This window comes from Micromonospora sp. NPDC049107 (assembly GCF_040648595.1).
In the GTDB taxonomy this organism is placed as follows: Bacteria; Actinomycetota; Actinomycetes; order Mycobacteriales; family Micromonosporaceae; genus Micromonospora.
Map to the genome: position 1 here is coordinate 188,308 of NZ_JBEZEC010000004.1, position 21,699 is coordinate 210,006.

At 71.8% G+C, this 21,699-nt stretch carries 21 protein-coding genes; 6 read left to right on the forward strand and 15 right to left on the reverse strand.

Annotation, left to right across the window (positions count from 1 at the left end; translation table 11 throughout):
* Positions 1-137: 137 nt before the first annotated feature.
* The 9 genes from AB0B55_RS12015 to AB0B55_RS12055 all read right to left on the reverse strand — a co-directional run bounded on the left by AB0B55_RS12015 (position 138) and on the right by AB0B55_RS12055 (position 8,256).
* Positions 138-515 (reverse strand): metalloregulator ArsR/SmtB family transcription factor, encoded by a 378-nt coding sequence (locus tag AB0B55_RS12015; protein WP_007454255.1) that lies wholly within the window; start codon positions 513-515, stop codon positions 138-140.
* Positions 516-572: 57 nt separating this feature from the next.
* Positions 573-1,112 carry an orotate phosphoribosyltransferase gene (pyrE, locus tag AB0B55_RS12020; RefSeq protein ID WP_355048453.1) on the reverse strand — a complete coding sequence of 180 codons (540 nt, stop codon included), beginning with the start codon at positions 1,110-1,112 and terminating at the stop codon, positions 573-575.
* Positions 1,113-1,280: 168 nt separating this feature from the next.
* Positions 1,281-2,090, reverse strand: a complete 810-nt coding sequence (locus AB0B55_RS12025; protein ID WP_357129607.1) for an SDR family oxidoreductase — start codon at positions 2,088-2,090, stop codon at positions 1,281-1,283.
* A 9-nt stretch (positions 2,091-2,099) separates the two neighbouring features.
* Positions 2,100-2,756, reverse strand: a complete 657-nt coding sequence (locus AB0B55_RS12030; protein WP_357171690.1) for a hypothetical protein — start codon at positions 2,754-2,756, stop codon at positions 2,100-2,102.
* 72 nt (positions 2,757-2,828) lie between these two features.
* Positions 2,829-3,668 (reverse strand): hypothetical protein, encoded by an 840-nt coding sequence (locus AB0B55_RS12035; RefSeq protein ID WP_357171692.1) that lies wholly within the window; start codon positions 3,666-3,668, stop codon positions 2,829-2,831.
* 90 nt (positions 3,669-3,758) lie between these two features.
* A complete protein-coding gene (locus AB0B55_RS12040; RefSeq protein ID WP_357129598.1) occupies positions 3,759-4,337 on the reverse strand; it encodes a DUF4178 domain-containing protein in 579 nt (192 codons plus the stop codon).
* A gap of 127 nt (positions 4,338-4,464) precedes the next feature.
* Positions 4,465-4,842, reverse strand: a complete 378-nt coding sequence (locus AB0B55_RS12045) for a hypothetical protein (protein ID WP_357129595.1) — start codon at positions 4,840-4,842, stop codon at positions 4,465-4,467.
* A 101-nt stretch (positions 4,843-4,943) separates the two neighbouring features.
* Complete coding sequence (gene clpB, locus AB0B55_RS12050) at positions 4,944-7,535, reverse strand: ATP-dependent chaperone ClpB (protein ID WP_357129592.1); 2,592 nt, start codon at positions 7,533-7,535, stop codon at positions 4,944-4,946.
* Between the two features lie 85 nt (positions 7,536-7,620).
* Complete coding sequence (locus AB0B55_RS12055; protein WP_357129589.1) at positions 7,621-8,256, reverse strand: helix-turn-helix domain-containing protein; 636 nt, start codon at positions 8,254-8,256, stop codon at positions 7,621-7,623.
* Positions 8,257-8,341: 85 nt separating this feature from the next.
* Between AB0B55_RS12055 and AB0B55_RS12060 the strand changes: the two genes are divergently transcribed.
* The gene (locus AB0B55_RS12060; RefSeq protein WP_357129586.1) at positions 8,342-9,475 is read left to right on the forward strand and encodes an epoxide hydrolase family protein; all 1,134 of its coding nucleotides are present in this window, start codon (positions 8,342-8,344) and stop codon (positions 9,473-9,475) included.
* A gap of 83 nt (positions 9,476-9,558) precedes the next feature.
* On the opposite strand, the gene AB0B55_RS12065 is transcribed toward AB0B55_RS12060, so the two are convergent.
* Positions 9,559-10,650, reverse strand: coding sequence for a hypothetical protein (locus tag AB0B55_RS12065; protein WP_357129583.1), 1,092 nt, complete (start codon positions 10,648-10,650; stop codon positions 9,559-9,561).
* 30 nt (positions 10,651-10,680) lie between these two features.
* On the opposite strand from AB0B55_RS12065, the gene AB0B55_RS12070 reads away from it, so the two are divergent.
* From AB0B55_RS12070 to AB0B55_RS12080, 3 genes are all read left to right on the forward strand, one after another.
* Positions 10,681-11,181, forward strand: a complete 501-nt coding sequence (locus AB0B55_RS12070; RefSeq protein WP_355048462.1) for a TrkA C-terminal domain-containing protein — start codon at positions 10,681-10,683, stop codon at positions 11,179-11,181.
* Between the two features lie 5 nt (positions 11,182-11,186).
* Positions 11,187-12,392 carry a cation:proton antiporter gene (locus tag AB0B55_RS12075; protein WP_357129579.1) on the forward strand — a complete coding sequence of 402 codons (1,206 nt, stop codon included), beginning with the start codon at positions 11,187-11,189 and terminating at the stop codon, positions 12,390-12,392.
* Between the two features lie 210 nt (positions 12,393-12,602).
* On the forward strand, positions 12,603-13,034 hold the full coding sequence (locus tag AB0B55_RS12080; protein WP_357129576.1) for a hypothetical protein: 432 nt from the start codon (positions 12,603-12,605) through the stop codon (positions 13,032-13,034).
* A gap of 161 nt (positions 13,035-13,195) precedes the next feature.
* On the opposite strand, the gene AB0B55_RS12085 is transcribed toward AB0B55_RS12080, so the two are convergent.
* The 5 genes from AB0B55_RS12085 to dnaK form a co-directional block, all read right to left on the reverse strand.
* Positions 13,196-13,378 carry a hypothetical protein gene (locus tag AB0B55_RS12085; protein WP_357129573.1) on the reverse strand — a complete coding sequence of 61 codons (183 nt, stop codon included), beginning with the start codon at positions 13,376-13,378 and terminating at the stop codon, positions 13,196-13,198.
* Positions 13,379-13,508: 130 nt separating this feature from the next.
* Positions 13,509-13,949 carry a helix-turn-helix transcriptional regulator gene (locus AB0B55_RS12090; protein WP_355048782.1) on the reverse strand — a complete coding sequence of 147 codons (441 nt, stop codon included), beginning with the start codon at positions 13,947-13,949 and terminating at the stop codon, positions 13,509-13,511.
* Positions 13,950-13,979: 30 nt separating this feature from the next.
* On the reverse strand, positions 13,980-15,167 hold the full coding sequence (gene dnaJ, locus AB0B55_RS12095) for a molecular chaperone DnaJ (RefSeq protein WP_357129570.1): 1,188 nt from the start codon (positions 15,165-15,167) through the stop codon (positions 13,980-13,982).
* Between the two features lie 85 nt (positions 15,168-15,252).
* Positions 15,253-16,005 carry a nucleotide exchange factor GrpE gene (gene grpE / locus AB0B55_RS12100; RefSeq protein ID WP_357129567.1) on the reverse strand — a complete coding sequence of 251 codons (753 nt, stop codon included), beginning with the start codon at positions 16,003-16,005 and terminating at the stop codon, positions 15,253-15,255.
* Between the two features lie 47 nt (positions 16,006-16,052).
* Positions 16,053-17,921: a molecular chaperone DnaK gene (gene dnaK / locus AB0B55_RS12105; protein ID WP_357129564.1), complete on the reverse strand. Its 1,869-nt coding sequence runs from the start codon at positions 17,919-17,921 to the stop codon at positions 16,053-16,055.
* 220 nt (positions 17,922-18,141) lie between these two features.
* Between dnaK and AB0B55_RS12110 the strand changes: the two genes are divergently transcribed.
* Both AB0B55_RS12110 and AB0B55_RS12115 read left to right on the forward strand, forming a co-directional pair.
* Positions 18,142-19,983: an ABC transporter gene (locus tag AB0B55_RS12110; protein ID WP_357171693.1), complete on the forward strand. Its 1,842-nt coding sequence runs from the start codon at positions 18,142-18,144 to the stop codon at positions 19,981-19,983.
* Positions 19,980-21,665, forward strand: a complete 1,686-nt coding sequence (locus AB0B55_RS12115; protein ID WP_357129558.1) for a GTPase — start codon at positions 19,980-19,982, stop codon at positions 21,663-21,665. The genes AB0B55_RS12110 and AB0B55_RS12115 overlap by 4 nt, the downstream gene beginning before the upstream one ends.
* The last annotated feature ends 34 nt before the right edge of the window (positions 21,666-21,699 follow it).

Here is a 21,699-nt window from a genome sequence, read left to right on the forward strand (position 1 = left end):
GGGGTCGGCCGTCGGCATGTCGGACCCGGCCTCCGGCGGTGCGGCCGGGGACGAGCAGGTATCAGCTACCGGTGGCGCCACCCCTGGTTCGCCACCGGACACCGCCCCGGGTACGAGACGGTGCGCAGCGCCTTACGTCAGCGGGCCTTCTTGGTGGCCCGCTTACGCGGCGGGGTCAGCAGGTCGGCGATCGTCGCGATCGCGCTCGGGACCAGCCGGTAGTACGCCCAGACACCGCGCTTCTCCCGCTCCAGCAAGCCGGCCTCGGTGAGGATACGCAGGTGGTGACTGACCGTCGGCTGGGAGAGGCCGAGCGGCGCGGTCAGGTCACAGACGCACGCCTCGCCCTCGGGGGCCGACTGGATCAGGCTGAGCAGCCGCAACCGGGCGGGATCCGCAAGGGCCTTGAGGACCCCCGCGAGACGCTCGGCATCGGCACGTTCGATCGGCTCACCGGCAAGCGGCGAGATCTGAGGCATAGTCATTTCGGCCAACGCAGTTCCCACGTATTCCATCCTTCCACCAGCAGCATCGATCCGCCTGCATATCAGCAGATACGAATCGGCAGACTTTTACGCCACAAGGCCGAGGTCAGCCAACGTATAGGCCGCCCGGTACGGCAATCCGGCGGCTCGCACCGCGTCGCCGGCGCCTCGATCAACAATAACCGCCACGCCCACGACTTCGGCTCCGGCCTCGCGAAGAGCCTCGACGGCGGTCAACACACTTCCGCCCGTTGTGGACGTGTCCTCCACCGCCAACACCCGGCGGCCGGCCACCTCCGGTCCCTCGATCCGTCGCTGTAGACCGTGTGCCTTGCCCGCCTTGCGCACCACGAAGGCGTCCAAGGCGCGGCCGGTTCCAGCGGCGGCGTGCAGCATCGAGAGCGCGACAGGGTCCGCGCCCAGGGTGAGGCCACCGACCGCGTCGTACTCCCAGTCGGCGGTCAGGTCGAGCAGCGCCTTACCGACCAACGGAGCGGCCTGGTGATGGAGCGTGACGCGTCGCAGATCGACGTACCAGTCTGCCTCGCGCCCCGATGACAACGTGACCCGTCCGTGGACCACAGCCAGGTCGGTAATGAATTTGCGCAGGTCGTCGTGGTCCCCCATGGCGATAGAGGTTACTGCGCAACTCTGAACGCCGTGTGGACGGGCCTGCCGAATCAGGGCGGTGAGACACCGATGACGGGCGATGTCCGACTACGCTCAGCGACTGGCTCGGTCGCGGTGCGCCAACGACCGACGGCGGCGTCTCCGGCGCGACGACGCGCCCAGGGCTCAGCGTTCCTCGCGACCGATCCGGCCGCGGGTGTCGCGCGAGACCACTTCGAGTAGCCGGCGCGGCGCGTGCCGCAGACCGGCGACGGCCACCTTGTACTTCCACGCCGGAACACTCACCAACTTGCCTTTGCGCAGGTCACGCAGGCCCTCTTCGACGACGTCCTCGGCTCGCAGCCACATCCAGTTCGGCGTTTTGGACATGTTGATGCCGGCCCGCTCGTGGAATTCGGTACGGGTGTAACCGGGGCACAGAGCCATCACCCGGACGCCGAAAGGGCGGGCCGACTGGCCCACGGACTCACTGAAATTGGTGACCCACGCCTTGCTGGCCGAGTAGGTCGACCCGGGCATCACCGCGCCAAACCCAGCAACTGAAGAGACATTTATCACTGCCCCATCGCGCCGTTCGGTCATCGGACGTAGCGCCGCCAGTGTCAATCGCATGACGGCGTGCACATTGAGGCGGAGCAGCCGCGCCTCGTCCTCCGCTGTGGAGCGCAGGAACGGCTTGTTCAGGCTGATGCCGGCGTTGTTGACCAGGAGGTGAACGGGAGCGTCGGACGCCAGCCGCTGTTCGACGGTGGCGCAGCCGTCATCGGTGGACAGGTCCGCCGGCAGCGTCTGGACGTCGTGCCCGTGTCGGGCGCCCAGCTCCGTGGCCATCGCGGCCAGCCGATCCGCGTCCCGGGCGACCAGCACCAGGTGCCAGCCGTCGGCCGCCAGGCGCCGGGCGAACGCCGCGCCGATGCCGGCGGTGGCGCCGGTGATCAGGGCCCGTCGCTCGGGGGTCGTGGATTCGAGCGTCACGGGCGGTCCTCACCTGGGCGGGTACGGGGGCGTGGCCGGTGCCTGCGGGGGTTGGTGCGACGCGGGCGGGAACGCGGACGGCGCGGTCGGTGCCGTGCGGCGGTGTCGACCGAACCAGGCGTTCGCCGCCGGCAGGGCCAGCAGCGCGGCTACCACAAGGTAACCGAGGGCCTGCCCGACGGAAAGCCCGGCATTGAGCGGAATCCACCAGGACGGGTACGCGTCCGAGAGCAGACCCAGCAGCTCGGCGGTGGCCCGCTCGTCCGCCCCCAGCCGCAGCGGCGCGGCGCGTTCGCCGACGAGCACCGCCACGCTGCAACAGCCCGCGAGCAGGCCGAGCCCGCAGACCACCCAGGTGGCCACGCGTACGCCCCGTCGACCCGTCAACAGTCCGAGGGCCAGTCCGGCGAGCACGAGCGCGGACAGCCCGGCGACCACCGCGGTCAACGCCGCCGACGCGCGCAGCAGGGCCACCACGCCGTCGATCTGCTGCGGGCTGGCCGAGGTGTTGCGCGCCACGGCGCGGAACTCGTCCACCGTCCGGCCCAGCACCGCCAGGTCGACGGCGGCGTACGCGAGCGCGCCGACCGCCATCAGCAGCAGCACGGCCGTGGCCGCCGGGACCACGGCGGGCCGGCGGGGCGGTGCCGGTTCGGGGTACGACACGACGGATCCCTCCGGTAGGCGTCGGGTTGCAACCTACTCGGAGGGATCGTCGGCGTCGTGCCTATCCGTGGATCAACTCGTCGACGGCGGGGTCGTGTCGGGACGGTCCGTCGGCGGCGTGTCGTCCGGACGGTCCGAGCTGGACGGGTTGGCCGGCGGGGCGGTCGGCTGCTCCGGCCCGGACGCCTGGCCGGGAGTCGACGGGTAGGCCGGCTCCCCGCTGGACGGCTGACCGGGAGTCGACGGGTAGCCGGGCTGGTCGGACGCCTGCGGGTAGCCGGGCTGGCCGGACGCCTGCGGGTAGGCCGGGTAGCTGGCGCCCGGGGTCGGCGGCTCCCACGCGGCGGCGGGCTTGCGGAAGAACTCGTTGGACTTCGGCAGGGCCAGCAGGATCAGTGCCGCCAGCAGAGCGAGCAGGCTGACCACGCCGAGCAGGAGGCTGACCGGGGTGATCCAGGACGGCAGCGCCTCGTCGAGGCGGCGCTGGACCTCTTCGGGGCTCGGCATGTCGCCGCTGCCGCTCCCACCGGTGTTGAAACCGCCGGCCGCCCCGCTGAGCAGGGTGCCACCCGTGCAGCAGACCATGATGCCGCCGACGATCCAGGTGGTGATCCGGGCGCCGTTACGACCCTGGTTGTTGAAGATGGCCAGCACGCCCAGCACGACGGCCAGCAGGAGCACGAGGATCGCGCTGCCGAGGCCGAAGGCGAAGAAGAAGTCCGCGACCTGCTCCGCCCCGTCGGCGGAACTGCCCGCGTACGCGTCGCGGAGCACGTCCCGGGTCTTGCCGATGGTGGAGAGGGTGATGATGAGACTGATCACCTGGCACGCCAGGAACAGGTAGAGCAGATAGCTGGAAATCGTCACGGTGGAGGGCCGTTGGCGGGTCGGCGTGCTCGGGGAGTCGACCACGATTCTCCTTTCCTAGATTGGGCCCACACCGTATCGGCAACCGGCCACTGCGGCATGCCGTGCCGAAAGCGGCGCGCCCGGCGAGGTCGCTCAGCGCGCGTCGTCGACGGGTCGGATCGCCAGGTCGGCCGGATCGAGCAGGTCACCGCGCGCGACCCGCCAGCCCTCTTCGCCGTACGCCTCGAAGGAGAGCCGGTCACGCCCGCCCGACTCGTAGTCGTGGTAACGCATCGTCCCCGCCGCCGGCAGGCCGGTCTCCCCGGTGGAGGTGTAGCGCGCCTGCCCGGTCTCGGCCCAGGTGTACCGCCGCCCGCCGAGGTCGATGGTCGGCGCGCCGGGGGTGACTGTCGCGCCGGGCTCGGCGGTCCAGAGCACCAGCTCCAGCTCGGGACCACCATCACCCTCCACAGAGAGCCGGTGCGGCGTGCCGGAGGCGTCGTCGAGGAGGTGCTGCACCCACGTCCAGCCCCCCTCGACCAGTCGGATGGTGCCGCTCACGACGTACTCCCGCTGGCGGATCCGCACGCGGTCACCCGGAGCCAGCCGGCGGGTCGGCGGGAGGCCGGTGGGCCCGGCCGCGGCCCGGCGCCGGGCGCGCACGACGGCCACGAGCACGACCGTCATGAGTACGACAACGGCCCCCACCAGGGACGCCAGCGACCCGTCCACCCGACCACCTCCCCAGGTACGTCGGCGCAGACGGTAACAACCTGGCGCACCGAAATGAGTCGCGTCGTGACCGAAAGCTCAGCCACCCACGACGGACCGCGGAACGCGTGGGGGTGTGCGGCGATTGTCAGGCCGCCGCGAGTCGCTGCGTGGCGTAGTCGCCGAGGGTGGAGCGACCCATGACGCAGCCGACGAAGGTGGTGAACTCGGTGGAGTCGTCGCGCAGCGACGTCCAGGTCGCCTGGGCGGCGGCCGGGTCGACTCGTTCCAGCAGCGTCGCCGCGTACGCGCGGCCGGCGGGCGATCCCTCTGCCAGCAGGTGGTCGAGTTGCCGGCGTACCTCCTCGGGGTGCTCGTCGAGTGCTGCCTCGACGCGGTGGTACGCCTCGGTCACCGGCAGCACCTCACCGGCGAACCCGACACCGCCGAAGGCCAGCGTGTCGGCGGTCATCAGCTCGTCGACGGCCGCGCGAAGGTCCCGCTCCCACCTACTCATCCCGAACATGCCCCACTCCTTTCCCCGCCGGCCCGCCTCTCACCCTGTTGATCAAGAGTTTTGCGTCATGGGAAGACGTCCCGATGACGCAAACCTCTTGATCGCGGGGCTCAGGCGGGGGTGACCGTCAGGGCGTTTCCGGCGGGGTTGAGGTCGACCTTGACCGTGTTGCCGTCCCGGATGGTTCCGGAGAGCAGGGCCTTGGCCAACTGGTCGCCGATGGCGGTCTGCACCAGGCGGCGCAGCGGTCGGGCGCCGTAGATCGGGTCGTAGCCGTGCTCGGCCAGCCACCCACGGGCGGACTCGGTGATGTCCAGCGCCAACCGACGGTCCGCAAGACGGCTTCGCATCCGGTCGAGCTGGATGTCCACGATGGAGCGCAGATCGTCCCCGCGCAACGCCGCGAACACCACGATGTCGTCGAGCCGGTTGAGGAACTCGGGCTTGAAGTGCGACCGGACGACGGCGAGGACGCCCTCGCGGCGCTGCTCCTCGGCCAGCGTCAGGTCGCTGATCACCGACGACCCGAGGTTGGAGGTGAGGATCAGGATGGCGTTACGGAAGTCGACCGTCCGGCCCTGGCCGTCGGTGAGCCGACCGTCGTCGAGCACCTGGAGCAGCACGTCGAAGACGTCCGGGTGCGCCTTCTCCACCTCGTCGAGCAGGATCACCGAGTACGGCCGGCGGCGGACGGCCTCGGTGAGCTGGCCGCCCTCCTCGTAGCCGACGTAGCCGGGCGGGGCACCGACGAGGCGGGCGACGGAGTGCTTCTCGCCGTACTCGCTCATGTCGATGCGGACCATCGCCCGCTCGTCGTCGAAGAGGAACCCGGCGAGCGCCTTGGCCAACTCGGTCTTGCCGACACCGGTCGGTCCGAGGAAGAGGAAGCTGCCCGTCGGACGGTCCGGGTCGGCGACACCGGCCCGAGCCCGGCGTACGGCGTCGGAGACCGCGCCGACGGCCTCGGCCTGGCCGACCACCCGGCTGCCGAGCGACTCCTCCATCCGCAGCAGCTTGGCCGTCTCGCCCTCCAGCAGCCGGCCCGCCGGGATGCCCGTCCAGGAGGCGACGACCGCGGCGATGTCGTCCGAGCCGACCTCCTCCTTGAGCATCGCGCCGTCGGCCTGGAGCCGGGCCAGCTCCTCCTCGGCCTGCGTCAGCTCGACCTTGAGGGCCGGGATTCGGCCGTACCGCAGCTCGGCGGCGCGCTCCAGCTCGCCGTCGCGCTCGGCCCGCTCGGCCTCGCCGCCCAGGCGCTCCAATTCCTCCTTCGCGGTGGAGAGCTTGGTGATGTGGCTCTTCTCGGTCTGCCAGCGCTCGGAGAGCACGGTGAGCTGCTCGCGCTTGTCGGCCAACTCCTGGCGCAACCGGGCCAACCGCTCGGCGGAGGCGGCGTCGGGCTCCTTGGCCAGCGCCATCTCTTCGATCTCCAGCCGGCGTACGGCCCGCTCGATCTCGTCCACCTCGACCGGCCGGGAGTCGATCTCCATTCGGAGCCGGGACGCGGACTCGTCGACCAGGTCGATCGCCTTGTCCGGCAGGAACCGGTCGGTGATGTACCGGTCGGAGAGCGTGGCGGCGGCGACCAGCGCGGCGTCGGTGATCCGTACGCCGTGGTGCACCTCGTAGCGCTCCTTGAGCCCGCGCAGGATGCCGATCGTGTCCTCGATCGTCGGCTCGCCCACCAGCACCGGCTGGAAGCGGCGCTCCAACGCCGGGTCCTTCTCGATGTGCTCGCGGTACTCGTCCAGCGTGGTGGCGCCGACCATCCGCAGCTCACCACGCGCCAGCATCGGCTTGAGCATGTTGCCGGCGTCCATCGAGCCCTCACCCTTGCCGGCGCCGACGACGGTGTGCAGCTCGTCGAGGAACGTGATGACCTGCCCGTTGGAGTTCTTGATCTCCTCCAGGACGGACTTCAGCCGCTCCTCGAACTGGCCCCGGTACTGCGCGCCGGCAACCATCGCCCCGAGATCCAGCGAGACCAGCTTCTTGTCGCGCAGCGACTCCGGCACGTCACCGGCCACGATCCGCTGGGCGAGACCCTCGACGATGGCCGTCTTGCCAACGCCGGGCTCGCCGATCAGCACGGGGTTGTTCTTCGTACGCCGGGAGAGCACCTGGATGACCCGGCGGATCTCGGAGTCCCGGCCGATGACCGGGTCGATCTTGCCGTCGCGGGCGCTGGCGGTCAGGTCGACGCCGTACTTGCTGAGCGCCTGGTAGGTCTGCTCGGGGTCGGCGGTGGTGACCCGCCGGTCTCCGCCCCGTACGGTCGGGAAGGCCGCGATCAGGGCCTCTTCGGTGGCCCCGGCCGACTTCAGCGCGGCCGACACGGCACCGCCCACCCGGGCCAGACCGGCGAGCAGGTGCTCGGTGGAGGTGTACTCGTCACCCAGCGGGCGGGCGATCTGCTCGGCGGCCCCGATGGCGTTGACGAACTCGCGGGCCAGGGTGGGCTCGGCGATGCTGGAGCCCCGCGCGGCCGGCAGGGCGTCGACCGCACGATCGGTGGCCCGGCGCAGCTCGGCGGGGTCGGCCCCGACGGCGCGCAGCAGACCGGCGGCGGTCGAGCCTTCGGTGTCGAGCAGGGACAGCAGCAGGTGCCAGGGCTCCACGGTCGCGTGGCCACGCTGGTTGGCCAGGGAGACGGCACCGGTGATGGTCTCGCGGCTCTTGGTGGTGAGTTTCTCGGTGTTCATGGGCTCCCCCGGATCGGCGTTGTCCACTGTCTTGGACGCAACCAGAGTTGAGCGTATTCCACTCAACCTTACCGTGTGACGCCTGTCACTCGCGGGGTCGCCACCGCCAGTCGAACTCCCCGGCGGCCGGCGCCGGGCCGGGCAGCTCGCCCGCCTCCGGCACCGTCGACAGGCCGCCCAGCAGCACCGCGAGCTGCCGGCGGCGCAGCTCACGGGTGCGCTCCACGTCGGGTACGCGCACAGCCGCACACCCCTCCAGCACCAGCCCCAGATCCTGTACGACCACGTCGGCGCGCAGCCGCCCACTGGCGTGCGCCCGCTCGACGAGCGCCGAGGCCAGCTCGCCCGCGCGTACCGCGTCCCGACCCATCTCCTCGGTCGGCGTGAAGGTGCCGGCCAGGTGGACGGTGAGCGAGTGCACGTCGGCGTCGACCACCCGGGCCAGGAACCCGGCGAACGCGGCCCAGTCGTCCGGCTCGGCGTGCGCCTCCTCGGCCACCGCGATGTAGCGGCGCAGCCCGTCGTGGCAGAGCTGGCGCAGCAGGGCCTCCTTGCCCGCGTACCGCCGGTAGAGCGCGCTGATCCCGACGCCGGCGCGGTCGGCGACGGCGGCGATCGGGGCCTTCGGGTCGTCGAGGAAGACGGCGCGGGCGGCTTCGAGGATCACCTCGTCGTTGCGGGCGGCCTGGGCGCGGCGGCCGGCCAGGGGCTTCGTCGACATGGGTCGAGGCTACCACTGGAACGGATCGTTCCGGTCTGCTACCGTGATTGCAGAACGAAACATTCCGTTCCGAAGGAGTCCCGAGATGACCGGCACCGCGATCCGCCCGTTCCGCGTCGAGATCCCGCAGACCGCCCTCGACGACCTGGCCGCCCGCCTGGACCGCACGATCTGGCCCGCCGAGCTGCCCGGCGTCGGCGACACGTACGGGATGAGCGGCGACCGGGTCCGCGCGCTCGCCGACCGCTGGCGCGACGGGTTCGACTGGCGAGCCGTCGAGGCTCGGCTCAACACCCACCCGCAGTTCGTCACCGAGATCGACGGCGAGCAGATCCACTTCCTGCACGTCAGGTCGTCCCGGCCGGACGCCACCGCCCTGGTGCTCACCCACGGCTGGCCGGGCTCGGTGCTCGAATACCTGGACGTCATCGGCCCGCTCACCGAGCCGAGCGACCCGGCCGCACCGGCCTTCCACGTGGTCATCCCGTCGCTGCCGGGCTTCGGATTCTCCGGCCCCACCCGCAGCGCCGGCTGGAACCGGCACCGCACGGCCCGCGCCTGGGCCGAGCTGATGAGCCGCCTGGGGTACGACAGCTACGGCGCGGTCGGCAACGACGGCGGCTCGTTGATCTCGCCGGAGCTGGGTCGGATCGACCGCAAGCACGTGCTCGGCGTGCACGTCACCCAGATCTTCTCGTTCCCGTCCGGCGACCCGACCGAGTTCGCCGACCTCTCCGAGGCGGACCAGGCGGCGCTGGGGCACCTCCAGTGGTTCTACGAGAACAAGTTCTCCTTCAACCAGGTGCACAGCCAGCAGCCGCAGACCCTGGCGTACGCGCTGGCCGACTCGCCCATCGGGCTGCTGGCCTGGAACGCGCAACTCTTCGACGAGAGCCTGGACGCCGACTTCGTCCTGGCCAACGTGGCCCTCTACTGGTTCACCGGCACGGCCGCCTCGGCGATCCGTTTCTACTGGGAGGACGCCCACGCCGACGAGCAGCCGGCCGAGCCGACCACGACGCCCACCGCGGTGGCCATGTTCCCCGGTGACTTCCAGTCCATCCGCCGCTTCGCCGATCGCGACCACGCGAACATCGTCCGCTGGACGGCCTACGGGACCGACGTGGAGGGGCGCGGTGACGTCGGCGGCCACTACGCCGCCCACCAGGCGACCGACGTCCTGGTCGACGACATCCGCGAGTTCTTCGCGCAGCTCTGATCGACTCGGTTTCCCGGAAGTTGGGGTGTCCTGGAGGTCCGGACACCCCGACTTGCGTGACGTCGAGTCGATCAGGCTAGACGTCAGGCGTTGTCGAGGATGATCTTCGTCCAGCGACGCTCGGTCACCCAGCCGACGCCGAGCAGGATCCCACCGTCCCCGCCGATGGCCACGATCGTGCCGTCGGTCAGCACGGACAGGCTGCGGTCGGGGCCGATCGGCCAGGGCAACCCGGTGTAGCGACCGTCCTCCCCGACAGCCCCGGCGCCCGCCGGGCCGGTCACCGCGAGCAGCCCGCCGCCGATCGGTGCGACGGATTGGATTTGTGGCGGAGCGCCGTCGACGCGGATCAGATCCCACCCTCGGCGCAGTCGCCAGAGCGCCGGGAAGGATCTGCGGTCCGGGCGCGTCCCGACCAGCCAGGCCGTCCCGTCCCCCTCGACGTGGGCGTTCAGAGCGGCGATTTGCCCGTCGGGTGCCGGCACCGGGGTCTGCTGCCAGCTCCGCCCCCGGTCGAAGGAGACAGCCGCGTACAGCTTCCCGTCCTTCTCCCCGGTCGCGACCAGCAGCGGGCCGTCGCCCGCGTCGACCGCGTTCAATCCGGGTACGCGGGGCTGCGCGGCCAGCGGGCGCAGCCGTTGGCCGTCCCACTCGCCGATTTGATCACTGCCCTCGATCACCTGAAATCGACTCTGGGCGCCCACCCACTGCGGCGGCGGCCCGTCCAGCGCGTGCGTGAACGAGGTGCCACCGTCGGTCGAGGTCCACCAGCCGTGCGGCTCACTCCACAGCGTCAGAACCCCCGGCGCGGCGTAGAGCTGGTGGTTCTCCGCCGCCGGGTGGGGATGTCGCAACTCCCGCCAGGACCGTCCGCCGTCATCGGTGCTGAACAGTCGCGCCGGACAGGCGTCGTCGGGCGGCGGCTCGCCGCAGTTGGCGAAGAGGGCGTAGCCGCGCTCGGCGTCGACGAACTCGACGTACGGCGGGTCGTACCGCTGGGGAACGGCGACCCGGACGCGGCGCTCCCGCGCGACGGCGGCCGTTGGAGACGGCGCGGTGACGGTTGCCCCGGGCGACGCGGTCGGCGGTTTACGGCGGACATCGCCGATCGAACACGCAGCCAACAGAGTTACGAGCAGCAGCACCACTGTCCGACCCGATATCCGTCCGATCATCGGCGTCTCCGAAGCGGTAGCCTTGCCCGGGTGCGAGTACGTGTGGAACAGACTGCCTTACCGGGCATCGGAGTGCGTCACGATCTGGTGACCGAATCCGGCCGGCGGCTCGGCGTGGTTTCCCACCGCAACGGCCGCCGTGATCTTGTCCTCTACGACCCCGACGATCCCGACGCCTGCCAGGCGGACATTCCGCTGACGGACGACGAGGCGGAGGCGCTGGCCGACATCCTCGGCGCTTCGCTGATGCTCGGTCAGCTCTCCGGGCTGCGCGAGCAGGCCGCTGGGCTGCTCACCGAGCAGATCGCCATCCCGGCGGGGTCGCGGTACGTCAACCGTCCGCTCGCGGACACCAAGGCGCGTACCCGCACCAGTGCCTCCATCGTGGCGGTGCTGCGTGACGGCGAGGTCATCGTCTCGCCGCTCCCCTCGTTCCGCTTCGCCGCCGGTGACGTGGTGGTCGTCGTCGGGACCCGCAGAGGTCTCGACGGTGTGTCCGCCATCCTCGCCGACAGTGACCCGGACGGCTGAGGCGGATGCACGATTTCACCACACTGCTCATCGAGGTTGGTGCGCTCCTCCTGCTGCTCGGGCTCCTGAGCCGGCTCAGTCGCCGCTTCGGCCTCTCTCCCATCCCCCTCTACCTGCTCGCCGGGCTCGCGTTCGGGCACGGCGGGCTGCTGCCGCTGGACGCCAGCGAGGAGTTCTTCGCGGTCGGCGCCGAGATCGGCGTGATCCTCCTGCTGGTGATGCTCGGCCTGGAGTACTCGGCCAACGAGCTTGTCGGCAACCTGCGCTCAGCGGCGCCCGCCGGTCTGATCGACGGGGTGCTCAACGCGCTGCCCGGCGCGGGGTTCGCCCTGCTGCTCGGCTGGGACTGGGTGGCCGCCCTCGTACTCGGCGGCATCACCTGGGTCTCCTCGTCCGGCGTGATCGCCAAGGTCCTCGCCGACCTGGGTCGCCTCGGTAACCGCGAGACCCCCGTGATCCTCTCGGTGCTCGTCATCGAGGACCTGGCGATGGCGCTCTACCTGCCGCTGGTCACCGCCGTACTGGCCGGCACCGGCCTGCTCGGCGGCGGGATCGCGCTCACCGTCGCGGTGGGCACGGTGCTGATCGTGCTGGTGGTCGCCATCCGGTACGGCCACCTGATCTCGTCCGCCCTGTCGGCGAAGGACCCGGAGGCGCTGCTGCTCGGCGTACTCGGCCTGACGTTGCTGATCGCGGGCATCGCGGCGTCGCTGCAGGTGTCGGCGGCCGTCGGCGCGTTCCTGGTCGGCATCGCGCTCTCCGGCCCGGTGGCCCACCACGCGACCGAGCTGCTCTCGCCACTGCGGGACCTGTTCGCAGCCGTGTTCTTCGTGTTCTTCGGCCTGACCACCAGCCCGCAGGACATCCCGCCGGTGCTGCTGCCGGCGCTCGCGCTGGCCGTGGTCACCATGGGCACGAAGACGCTCACCGGTTACCTGGCGGCCCGCCGGGTCGGCATCGCCGAACCCGGTCGCTGGCGGGCCGGTCTGGCGCTCGTACCCCGAGGTGAGTTCTCCATCGTCATCGCCGGCCTCGCGGTCGCGGCCGGCAGCGTCGAGCCGCGGTTGGCCGCGCTCGCCGCGACGTACGTCCTGATCACCGTGGTGACCGGACCGGTCCTGGCCCGGCTGCCCGACTTCCCGTGGTTCAAGCGGTGGTTGCGCAACCGCGCCTCGGCCCAGCGGCGTCAACCGGTTCCCGTCCACGACTGACGTTCGCCGCCGCTGTCCTGCCCGGGTGAGGTGCGACAGCGGCGCTGGCCAGGGCACCCGAACGGCCGTTCGGGTCGGGCCGGCCAACGGTTGCCGAATTGCGCCTTACGGGTACTACCGCAGTAACCGACGGCGGGTTACCGTTTCGCCCCAGCAGCCAGGGTCCGCAGGCAGCGTTGCCACCCGCGGGCGAGAGCGGAAGGTTGGCCGGTGAGCGTGCAGGAGTCGACGTTCCACGGCTTCGCGAACCCCGTCGATCCGAGCCCGGCGGAGTTGCGAGCTTGGGCGTACCAGCCGGATTCGGTCCCGTTGGCGTCCATGCCACCCGACTGGGACCTGCTGGTCTCGGGTGACCGGCTGGTGTTGACGCTCTTCGATCTGGCCATGGACCCGACGTGCCCGGCCCGGCGCTTCGCGCTGCACTGCCTCTACATCTACGCCGCCGACGGCATCCGGACGAACTTCCGGGCCCATCCCAAGCGCCGCTTCCGCAAACTCGTGGAGCAGGCCGAACGCGACGGCGACGAGCTGATGAAGATCTGGGCGCACAACGGCCGCGTACTGCTGGCCCGGCCGGATCTCTTCGTCTACCGGGACTGGTGCGAGGGCGGCCTGGTCCGCGAGAACCGCCGCCTCGGCTGAGCCCGCGCCCCTCATTGCGCCGATCTTGCACTTTCTGTGCCGACTTACTCCGGGAATCGGAACATTTCACCGTACGAAAGTGCAAGATCGGCGGGGTAGGGGCGGCGTGGCGAACGGGCCGGGACCCCCCGTGGGTCCCGGCCCGTACGTCGGTCGCCGGTTCAGTCGCGCTTGCGGTCCGGTTCCGGTTGGGTCGGCTCGCCCTGCTCGGCGAACCGTCCCTCCTTGATCCGGTCGCGGAACGTTCCCTCGGTGACCTTGTCGAACTTCTCGCGGACGGTGTCAGCCAGGCTTTCCAACCGCTCCTCCGTCTGCTGAGCGACTTTCTTCGCCGGCTCCGCCATCGCTCCCCCTCGCCATGCCGGTAGGCCCGAATTAAGCCGTTTGGACCCCGTATCGACAGGTTAACGGAAGCGGCCCGGTCCGCGCCGGGAAATCGGAGCGCGGGCCGGGCCGAGGAAGCGGTACGTGGGGTCAGCGGTCGGTGTTGCGGCGCGGACGCCAGACCACCAACGCGGTGGACGTGCGGTTGGTCGGCACCAGATCCCGACCCGGGAAGCGCGCCAGCGACTCCAGCTCGGCCACCCGGCGGTAGGCGGCGTCCAACTCCGCCTCCAACCGCGCGACCCGCTGCTGCGCCTGCTCCAGCAGCCGCTCCAAGCCGATGATCCGCTTGACGCCGGCGAGGTTGATCCCGTCGTCCTGGCTGAGCCGCTGCACCTCGCGCAGCAGCACCACGTCCCGGACGCTGTAGCGACGACCACCGCCAGCCGCCCGGCCAGGCTGCACCAGCCCCAGCCGGTCGTACTGGCGCAGGGTCTGCGGGTGCATCCCCGCCATCCGCGCCGCCACCGAGATCATGAGCACCTTGGCCTCGTAGGCAGGGTCACCCGAACCGAGGAACTCGCCCGACATCCCGCTCACCTCCGCGTCCATCCCACCGGACTATCCGACCCGACGCACACGCGCGTCGAGATGTTCCCGCGCCGCCGGCGGACTCTGCTCGGCGAACGCCTCCAGCGCGGCCCGCGCCTCGTCCGTCAGTCGGGCGGGCACCACCACGTCCAGGGTGACCAGCAGATCCCCGGCCTGCCCGTCGCGGCGGACCACGCCCTTGCCCCGGGCCCGCAGCACCCGCCCGCTGGGCGTGCCCGGCGGCACCCGCAGCGTCACCGCGCCGTCGAGCGTGGGCACCCGCAGGTCCGTGCCGAGCACGGCCTCCGGGAAGGTCACCGGCACCGTCAACGTCAGGTCGTCTCCGGTACGCCCGAACAACTCGTCCGGTCGAACCTTCACGTGCACGAACAGATCGCCGGCCGGGCCACCGCGCTCACCCGGCTCGCCGCGCCCGGCCAGCCGGATGCGTTGGCCGTCGGCCACCCCGGCCGGGAAGCGCACGTTCATCGTGCGGGTCTTGGTGACCCCGCCGCTGCCGTGGCACTCCGGGCACTTCTCCTCCACCACGGTCCCGACGCCCTGGCAGTTGCCGCACGGCTCGGAGAAGCTGAACGACCCCTGGTTGCGGGTCGTCACCCCGGCCCCGTGGCAGACCGGGCAGGTACGCGGCTGGGTGCCGGGCTTGGCGCCGTTGCCGTGACAGGTGTCGCAGACACCGGGTGCGCGCAACGTCAGCGGCAGGGTCACCCCGCGCACCGCGTCGCCGAAGTCGAGCGCCACCTCGGTCTCGACGTCCCGGCCCCGGGCCGGACCACGCGCCGCGGCCTGCCCACCGGCCTGCCCGCCCGAGAAGATCGAGCTGAACAGGTCCTGGAAACCGGCGCCACCGCCGAAACGGCGGTCGCCGCCGCCCGCTCCGCCGCCGAACAGGTCGGAGACGTCGAACGGCATCCCGCCCGGCTGGCCGCCGGCGCGGGCGTTGCGCCGGAACGCGCCCGAACCGAACAGCGAACGCATCTCGTCGTACTCCCGGCGACGGCCGGCGTCCGACAACACGTTGTACGCCTCGGAGACGGCCTTGAACCGCTCCTCGGCCTTCGGGTCGCCCGGATTGTGATCCGGGTGCGATTCCCGGGCCAGCTTGCGGTACGTCTTCTTGATGTCATCCGCGGAGGCGGCCTTGTCCACGCCGAGCACGGCGTAGAAGTCCTTCTCGAGCCAGTCCTTCGAACTCACCGGTCCACCCCCTTCCGACCGTCGTGGCCCGGCCGTCCCGCCCGCCGCAGTGCGGGGGGCGGGACGGCCTGGTCACCGTCTCGCACTATTCCGGATCCGCGACCGCGACCAGCGCGGGGCGCAGCAGCCGCTCACCGAGCTGGTAGCCGCGCCGCATGACCTGCACGCAGGTCGGCTCGCCGACCTCGGCCGAGGTCTGGTGCGCGACGGCCTCGTGCCGGGTCGGGTCGAACGGGTCGCCCTGCTCGCCGAAGGCGGTCAGGCCGAACTTGCCCAGCGCGGCGGTGAGCTGGTCCGCCACCGTTCCGAACGGTCCGACCAGGTCGCCGTGTTCCCGTGCCCGGTCCAGGTCGTCGAGGATCGGCAGCAGCGCGGCCAGCACCGAGCCGGTCGCCTGCTCCTGCACCAGGGCACGGTCGCGGTCGACCCGCTTGCGGTAGTTGGCGTACTCCGCCGACACCCGCTGCAGGTCCCTGGTCCGCTCGTCGAGCTCGGCGCGGAGCGCCTCCAACTCGGCGCCGAGCGTGGTCCCGGTGCCGCCCACCGGCTGCGCCGGGGCGTCCACCACCGGCGGACCGGAGGGTTCCGGCCCGTCGGTGGCGTTGACCTCGACCTCGATCTCGTCGACCACGACCTCGGCGTCCTCGACCAGACCCTCGGCCGGTGCGCCGGTCTCCGCGTCGGCGGCGGTGCCCTCCGGCTCCGTCGCGTCACTGAGCTTGCGGTTGTTGCGGATGACGACCCGCTCCTCGGCGCCGGTGGTCGACTCCGTGGGCGCGGAGCCACCCGGCGTCGACCCGGTGTCGTCCGAGTCGGCGGCTCGTGGCTTCTGCGTCATGGGGCTACCTCATCCCTTCGCCGTGGATACGTGTCGGAGGTGGGCAGTCACTTCTTGCCGTCCTCGTCCACGATCTCCGCGTCGACCACGTCGTCCGCACCGCCGGTCTGGGCGCCACCCGTGGCACCGGTCGCGCCGGTCGCACCCGGGCCGGCCTCGCCGCCGGGCTGGCCCTGCTCGGCCTGCTGGGCGTAGAGCAGCGAACCCGCCTGCTGGGAGACCTGTGCCAGCTTCTCGTGCGCCGACTTGATCTTCTCGATGTCCTGGCCGCCCAGGGCGCCCCGCAGCTCGCCGAGCGCCTCGTTGAGCTGCTCCCGGTTCTCGCTGGGCAGCTTGTCGCCGCTCTCGGCCAGGAACTTCTCGGTCTGCCACTGCAGCGCCTCGGCCACGTTGCGGGTCTCGGCGTCGTCGCGGCGGCGCTTGTCCTCCTCCGCGTGCTCCTCGGCGTCCCGGCGCATGCGCTCGATGTCGTCCTTCGGCAGCGAGGAGCCGCCGGTGATCGTCATCTTCTGTTCCTTGCCGGTGCCCAGGTCCTTGGCGTGCACGTTGACGATGCCGTTGGCGTCGATGTCGAAGGCGACCTCGATCTGCGGCACGCCGCGCGGCGCCGGCGGGAGGCCGGTCAGCTCGAAGGTGCCGAGCTTCTTGTTGTAGGCGGCGATCTCCCGCTCGCCCTGGAACACCTGGATCAGCACCGACGGCTGGTTGTCGTCGGCGGTGGTGAACACCTCGGAGCGCTTGGTCGGGATGGTGGTGTTGCGCTCGATGAGCTTGGTGAAGATGCCGCCCTTGGTCTCGATGCCCAGGCTCAGCGGGGTCACGTCGAGCAGCAGGACGTCCTTGACCTCACCCTTGAGCACACCGGCCTGCAGGGCGGCGCCGACGGCGACGACCTCGTCCGGGTTGACGCCCTTGTTGGGGTCGCGGCCGGTGAGCTGCTTGACCAGGTCGGTCACGGCGGGCATCCGGGTCGAACCACCGACGAGGATGACGTGCTCGACGTCCGAGATCTTGATCCCGGCGTCCTTCACGGCCTGCTCGAACGGGCCCTTGCAGCGGTCCAGCAGGTCCTGCGTCATCCGCTGGAACTCGGCGCGGCTCAGCGTCACGTCGAGGTGCAGCGGGCCGGCGGAACCGGCGGTGATGTACGGCAGGTTGATGTTGGTGGTGGTGGCGGCGGACAGCTCGATCTTGGCCTTCTCGGCGGCCTCACGGAGGCGCTGGAGGGCCATCTTGTCCTGACCGAGGTCGATGCCGTGCTCACCGCGGAACGTCTTGACCAGGTGGTCGATGATCCGCTGGTCCCAGTCGTCGCCACCGAGGTGGTTGTCACCGCTCGTCGACTTGACCTCGATGACGCCCTCGGCCAACTCCAGCAGCGACACGTCGAAGGTGCCGCCACCGAGGTCGAAGACCAGGACGGTCTGCTCCTTGGAGCCCTTGTCCAGCCCGTACGCCAGGGCGGCCGCGGTCGGCTCGTTGACGATCCGCAGGACGTTGAAGCCGGCGATCTCACCGGCCTCCTTGGTGGCCTGACGCTGGCTGTCGTTGAAGTAAGCCGGGACGGTGATCACCGCGTCGGTGATCTGCTCGCCCAGGTACGCCTCGGCGTCCCGCTTGAGCTTCATCAGGGTCCGGGCCGAGATCTCCTGCGGGGTGTACTTCTTGCCGTCGATGTCGACGGACCAGTTCGTGCCGACCTCACGCTTGACCGAGCGGATCGTCCGGTCCGGGTTGGTCACCGCCTGGCGCTTCGCGACCTCGCCGACGAGCACCTCGCCGTTGCGGGCGAACGCGACGATCGACGGGGTCGTCCGCGAGCCCTCAGCGTTGGCGATGACGGTGGGCTCACCGCCCTCGAGAACGCTGACGCAGGAGTTCGTCGTGCCGAGGTCGATACCGACCGCACGTGCCATCTTCGCTTCCTCGCTTCGTAAGGTTGTGCAGGTGACGGGCACCGCCCGCGACTGCTCGGCGGGCGCCGCCCGCAGCGGGCCCCACCACAAGTTGAGTGAACTTGACTCAATAGTGCCACGCGCCTGCGAATCGTCAAGTCGAGTTGAGCCGACCCGACGCAACCCAGACGTTATTACCGTCCGGTTGTCTTCCCTTGCATCGGTCGGGCACGCTTTAGCGGTGACGACGCACGGCGACTCCGCCACCCGTTCCGGCGCGCCCGCCGTCGCCGCCCGCACCGTCCCTCCGGACGCCGCGGAGGAGCCCTCCGTCACCAGCGGGGACGACAGCCTCCCCGGCGCGCTGTCGGGCCTGAGGGCCGCGATCGGCGCCACCCGCTATCCGCTCGCGCTGCCCTCGGCCACCTCCGCCCGGCAGGCCGCCAACGCCCTCACCGACCAACTCGACGACTACCTGCTGCCCCGACTCGCCCGGCTGGACGCCCCACTGCTCGTGGTCGTCGGCGGCTCCACCGGCGCGGGCAAGTCGACCCTGGTCAACAGCCTGGTCAAGGCCCGGGTCAGCGCCGCCGGGGTACTGCGACCCACCACCCGCTCCCCGGTGCTGGTGTGCAACCCGGCCGACGCGACCTGGTTCCGGCAGGGCGACCTGCTGCCCGGGTTGACGCGTACGACCGAGCCGAGCGACGACCCGCGCTCCCTGCACCTGGTGACCGCTCCGGCCCTCCCCCCGGGCCTCGCGTTCCTCGACGCGCCGGACATCGACTCGGTGGTCGACGCCAACCGCGCGCTCGCGAGCCAACTACTCGCCGCCGCCGACCTGTGGTTGTTCGTCACCACCGCCGCCCGGTACGCCGACGCGGTGCCGTGGGAGCTGCTGCGCAGCGCACGGGCCCGGGGTGCCGTGATCGCCATGGTGCTCGACCGCGTCCCCGCCGAGGCCAGCGACGAGATCGCCGCGCACCTCGCCGAGATGCTCGCCGCCCAGGGCCTCGACCGCGCCCCCCTGTTCGTGCTGCCGGAGACCTGGGTCGACGGTCAGGGGCTGCTGCCCGAGGGGGTCACGGCGCCGCTGGCCGAGTGGTTCGCCCGACTCGCCGCCGACGCCGACGCCCGCGCCGCGGTGGTCCGGCAGACGCTCGACGGCGCGCTGGCCGCCCTGCACCCCGCCGTCGAGGAGCTGGCCGACGCCGCCGACGAGCAGGTCACCGCCGCCGACGCGCTGGACGAGAGGGTACGGGCGGCGTACCGCAGTGCCGAACGGACCGTCGAGCAGGGTCTGCAGGACGGTCGACTGTTGCGCGGCGAGGTGCTGGCCCGCTGGCAGGAGTTCGTCGGCACGGGCGAGTTCTTCCGCACGCTGGAGGCCCGCATCGGGCGTCTCCGGGACCGGGTGGTGGCCGCCGTCACCGGCCGTCCCGCGCCCTCCGCCGAACTGCGCAACGCCATCGAGTCGCAACTCGTCACCCTGCTGCGCGGGGTGGCGTCCGAGGCCGCCGAATCCGCGTACACCGGGTGGAAAGCGCACCCGGCCGGCGCGGATCTGCTCGATCCGGCGCTCGCCCACCCGAGTGGCGACCTGCCCGAACGCGCCGAGCGGATGGTCCGGGACTGGCAGCGCGGGGTGCTGGAGCTGGTCCGCGTCGAGGGCGGCGACAAGCGCTTCGTGGCCCGGACGGCCGCGTACGCGGTGAACGCCACCGGGCTGGCCGTGATGATCGCCGTGTTCGCCTCGACCGCGTTCATTCCCACCGGGTTGGAGGTGGCGACGGGGGCCGGCACGACGGTCGCCGCGCAGGCCGTACTCCAGGCGATCTTCGGCGACCAGGCGGTGCGTACCCTTGCCGCCAAGGCCCGGGTCGACCTCCTGGCGCGGGTGCGGACGCTGCTGGACGCGGAGGCCGACCGCTTCCTCACCCGCACCGCCGACGCCCGGCCCACCGAGGCGGCCGGCGAGACGCTGCGCCAGGCCGCCGGGCGGGTCGAGCTGGCCCGGCACCGCAGTGGCCTGGCCAGCGACGACGGCAACCTGCCGGCCGGTGACGAGGAGAGTTCGCGATGAGCAACATCGCCGGCCGGGTACGCGAAGCCTTCCGCGGCAACCAGCGGATCGACCCGGACGGGCTGATCGCCCGCCTGGACGCCGTACGCCGCCTCCTGACCGCCGTCGACGGTCTGCTGCCCGACGCCGAACTGGTGCCCGCGCACACCCTGGTCGAACGGGCCGGCACCCGGCTCGCGCTGTCCCGCGACCACACCGTCGTCGCCCTCGCCGGCGCGACCGGCAGCGGCAAGTCCAGCCTGTTCAACGCGCTGGCCCAGCTCGAACTCTCACCGGTCGGCGTCCGCCGACCCACCACCGGCGTGACGCACGCGTGCGTGTGGGGGCCACTGGAGGACGCCAACCGGCTGCTCGACTGGATCGGGGTGCTGCCCCGGCACCGCTTCGTCCGCGAGAGCGCGCTCGACGGCGACGACGAGACGCCCCTGCACGGCCTGATCCTGCTCGACCTGCCCGACTTCGACTCGGTGCAGCGGTCCCACCGCCTCGAAGTCGACCGGCTGCTCGGCCTCGTCGACCAGGTGGTCTGGGTGGTCGACCCGCAGAAGTACGCCGACCGGGTCATCCACGACAGCTACCTGCGCGAGTTTCACCGGCACCGGGACGTCACCCTGGTCGTGCTCAACCAGGCCGACCGGCTGCCGGCGGCCGAGCTGCCCCGCGTCCTGGACGACCTGCGCCGACTGCTCGACTCCGACGGGCTGACCGGCGTACCCCTGCTCGCCACCACCGCCATCGACCCGGCCGGCATGGTCGGGCTGCGCAGCGCGCTGGAGCGCACGGTCGCCGAGCGGCAGGCCGCCCTGCGTCGACTGGCCGGCGACGTCGACACCGTGGTCGCCGGGCTGGACGAGATGATCGGCTCGGCCCGGCCGGGGGGCGGTCCGGACGACGCGACCGTCGCCGGGTTGAACCGGGCACTGGCCGGCGCCGCCGGAGTACCGGCGGTGAGCGAGGCGGTGGAGCGGGCGTACCGACATCGGGCCGGCGCGGCCACCGGCTGGCCGGTCGTCCGGGGCTGGCGGCGGCTGCGGCCCGACCCGCTGCGCCGGCTGCACCTGCCCGGCCCGGCCGGCGCGGACGCCGACCCCGCCGAGAGCCTGGTGGCGGCCACCTCGGTGCCCGATCCGACGGCCGCCCAGCGGTCGGCGCTCGGTCTGGCGATCCGTGCGGTGGCCGACCGGGCCGGCGGCGACCTGCCCGCCGCCTGGCCGACGGCAGTGACCTCCGCGGCCCGGTCCCGCCTCGACGACCTGCCGGACGCGCTGGACCGCGCGATCGCCGGCACGGACCTCGGCCTCGACCACCAGCCGGTGTGGTGGCGGGTCGTCGGTGGCGTGCAGTGGCTGGTCACCCTGGCCGCCGCCGTCGGTCTGGGCTGGCTGGCGCTCGGCTACGCGCTGCGGGCGCTCGGCCTGCCCGCGCTGGACAACCCCATGGTCGGGCAGGTGCCCATGCCGACCGTGCTGCTGCTCGGCGGCCTGCTGGCCGGGCTGCTGACGGCGGCGCTGACCCGACCGGTCGTGCGCTGGGCGGCCCAACGGGCGCGGGCCCGCGCCCGGCAGCGGCTGACGGTCCGGGTCGCCGAGGTCGGCGAGGAGTACGTGCTCGCCCCGGTACGGATCGTGCTCACCTCGTACGCCCAGGCGCGCGACGCGCTCGGTGAGGCTGCCCGCCGCTGACGCCTCTGCGTACGCCCCGAGCGGCGTAGGGTCG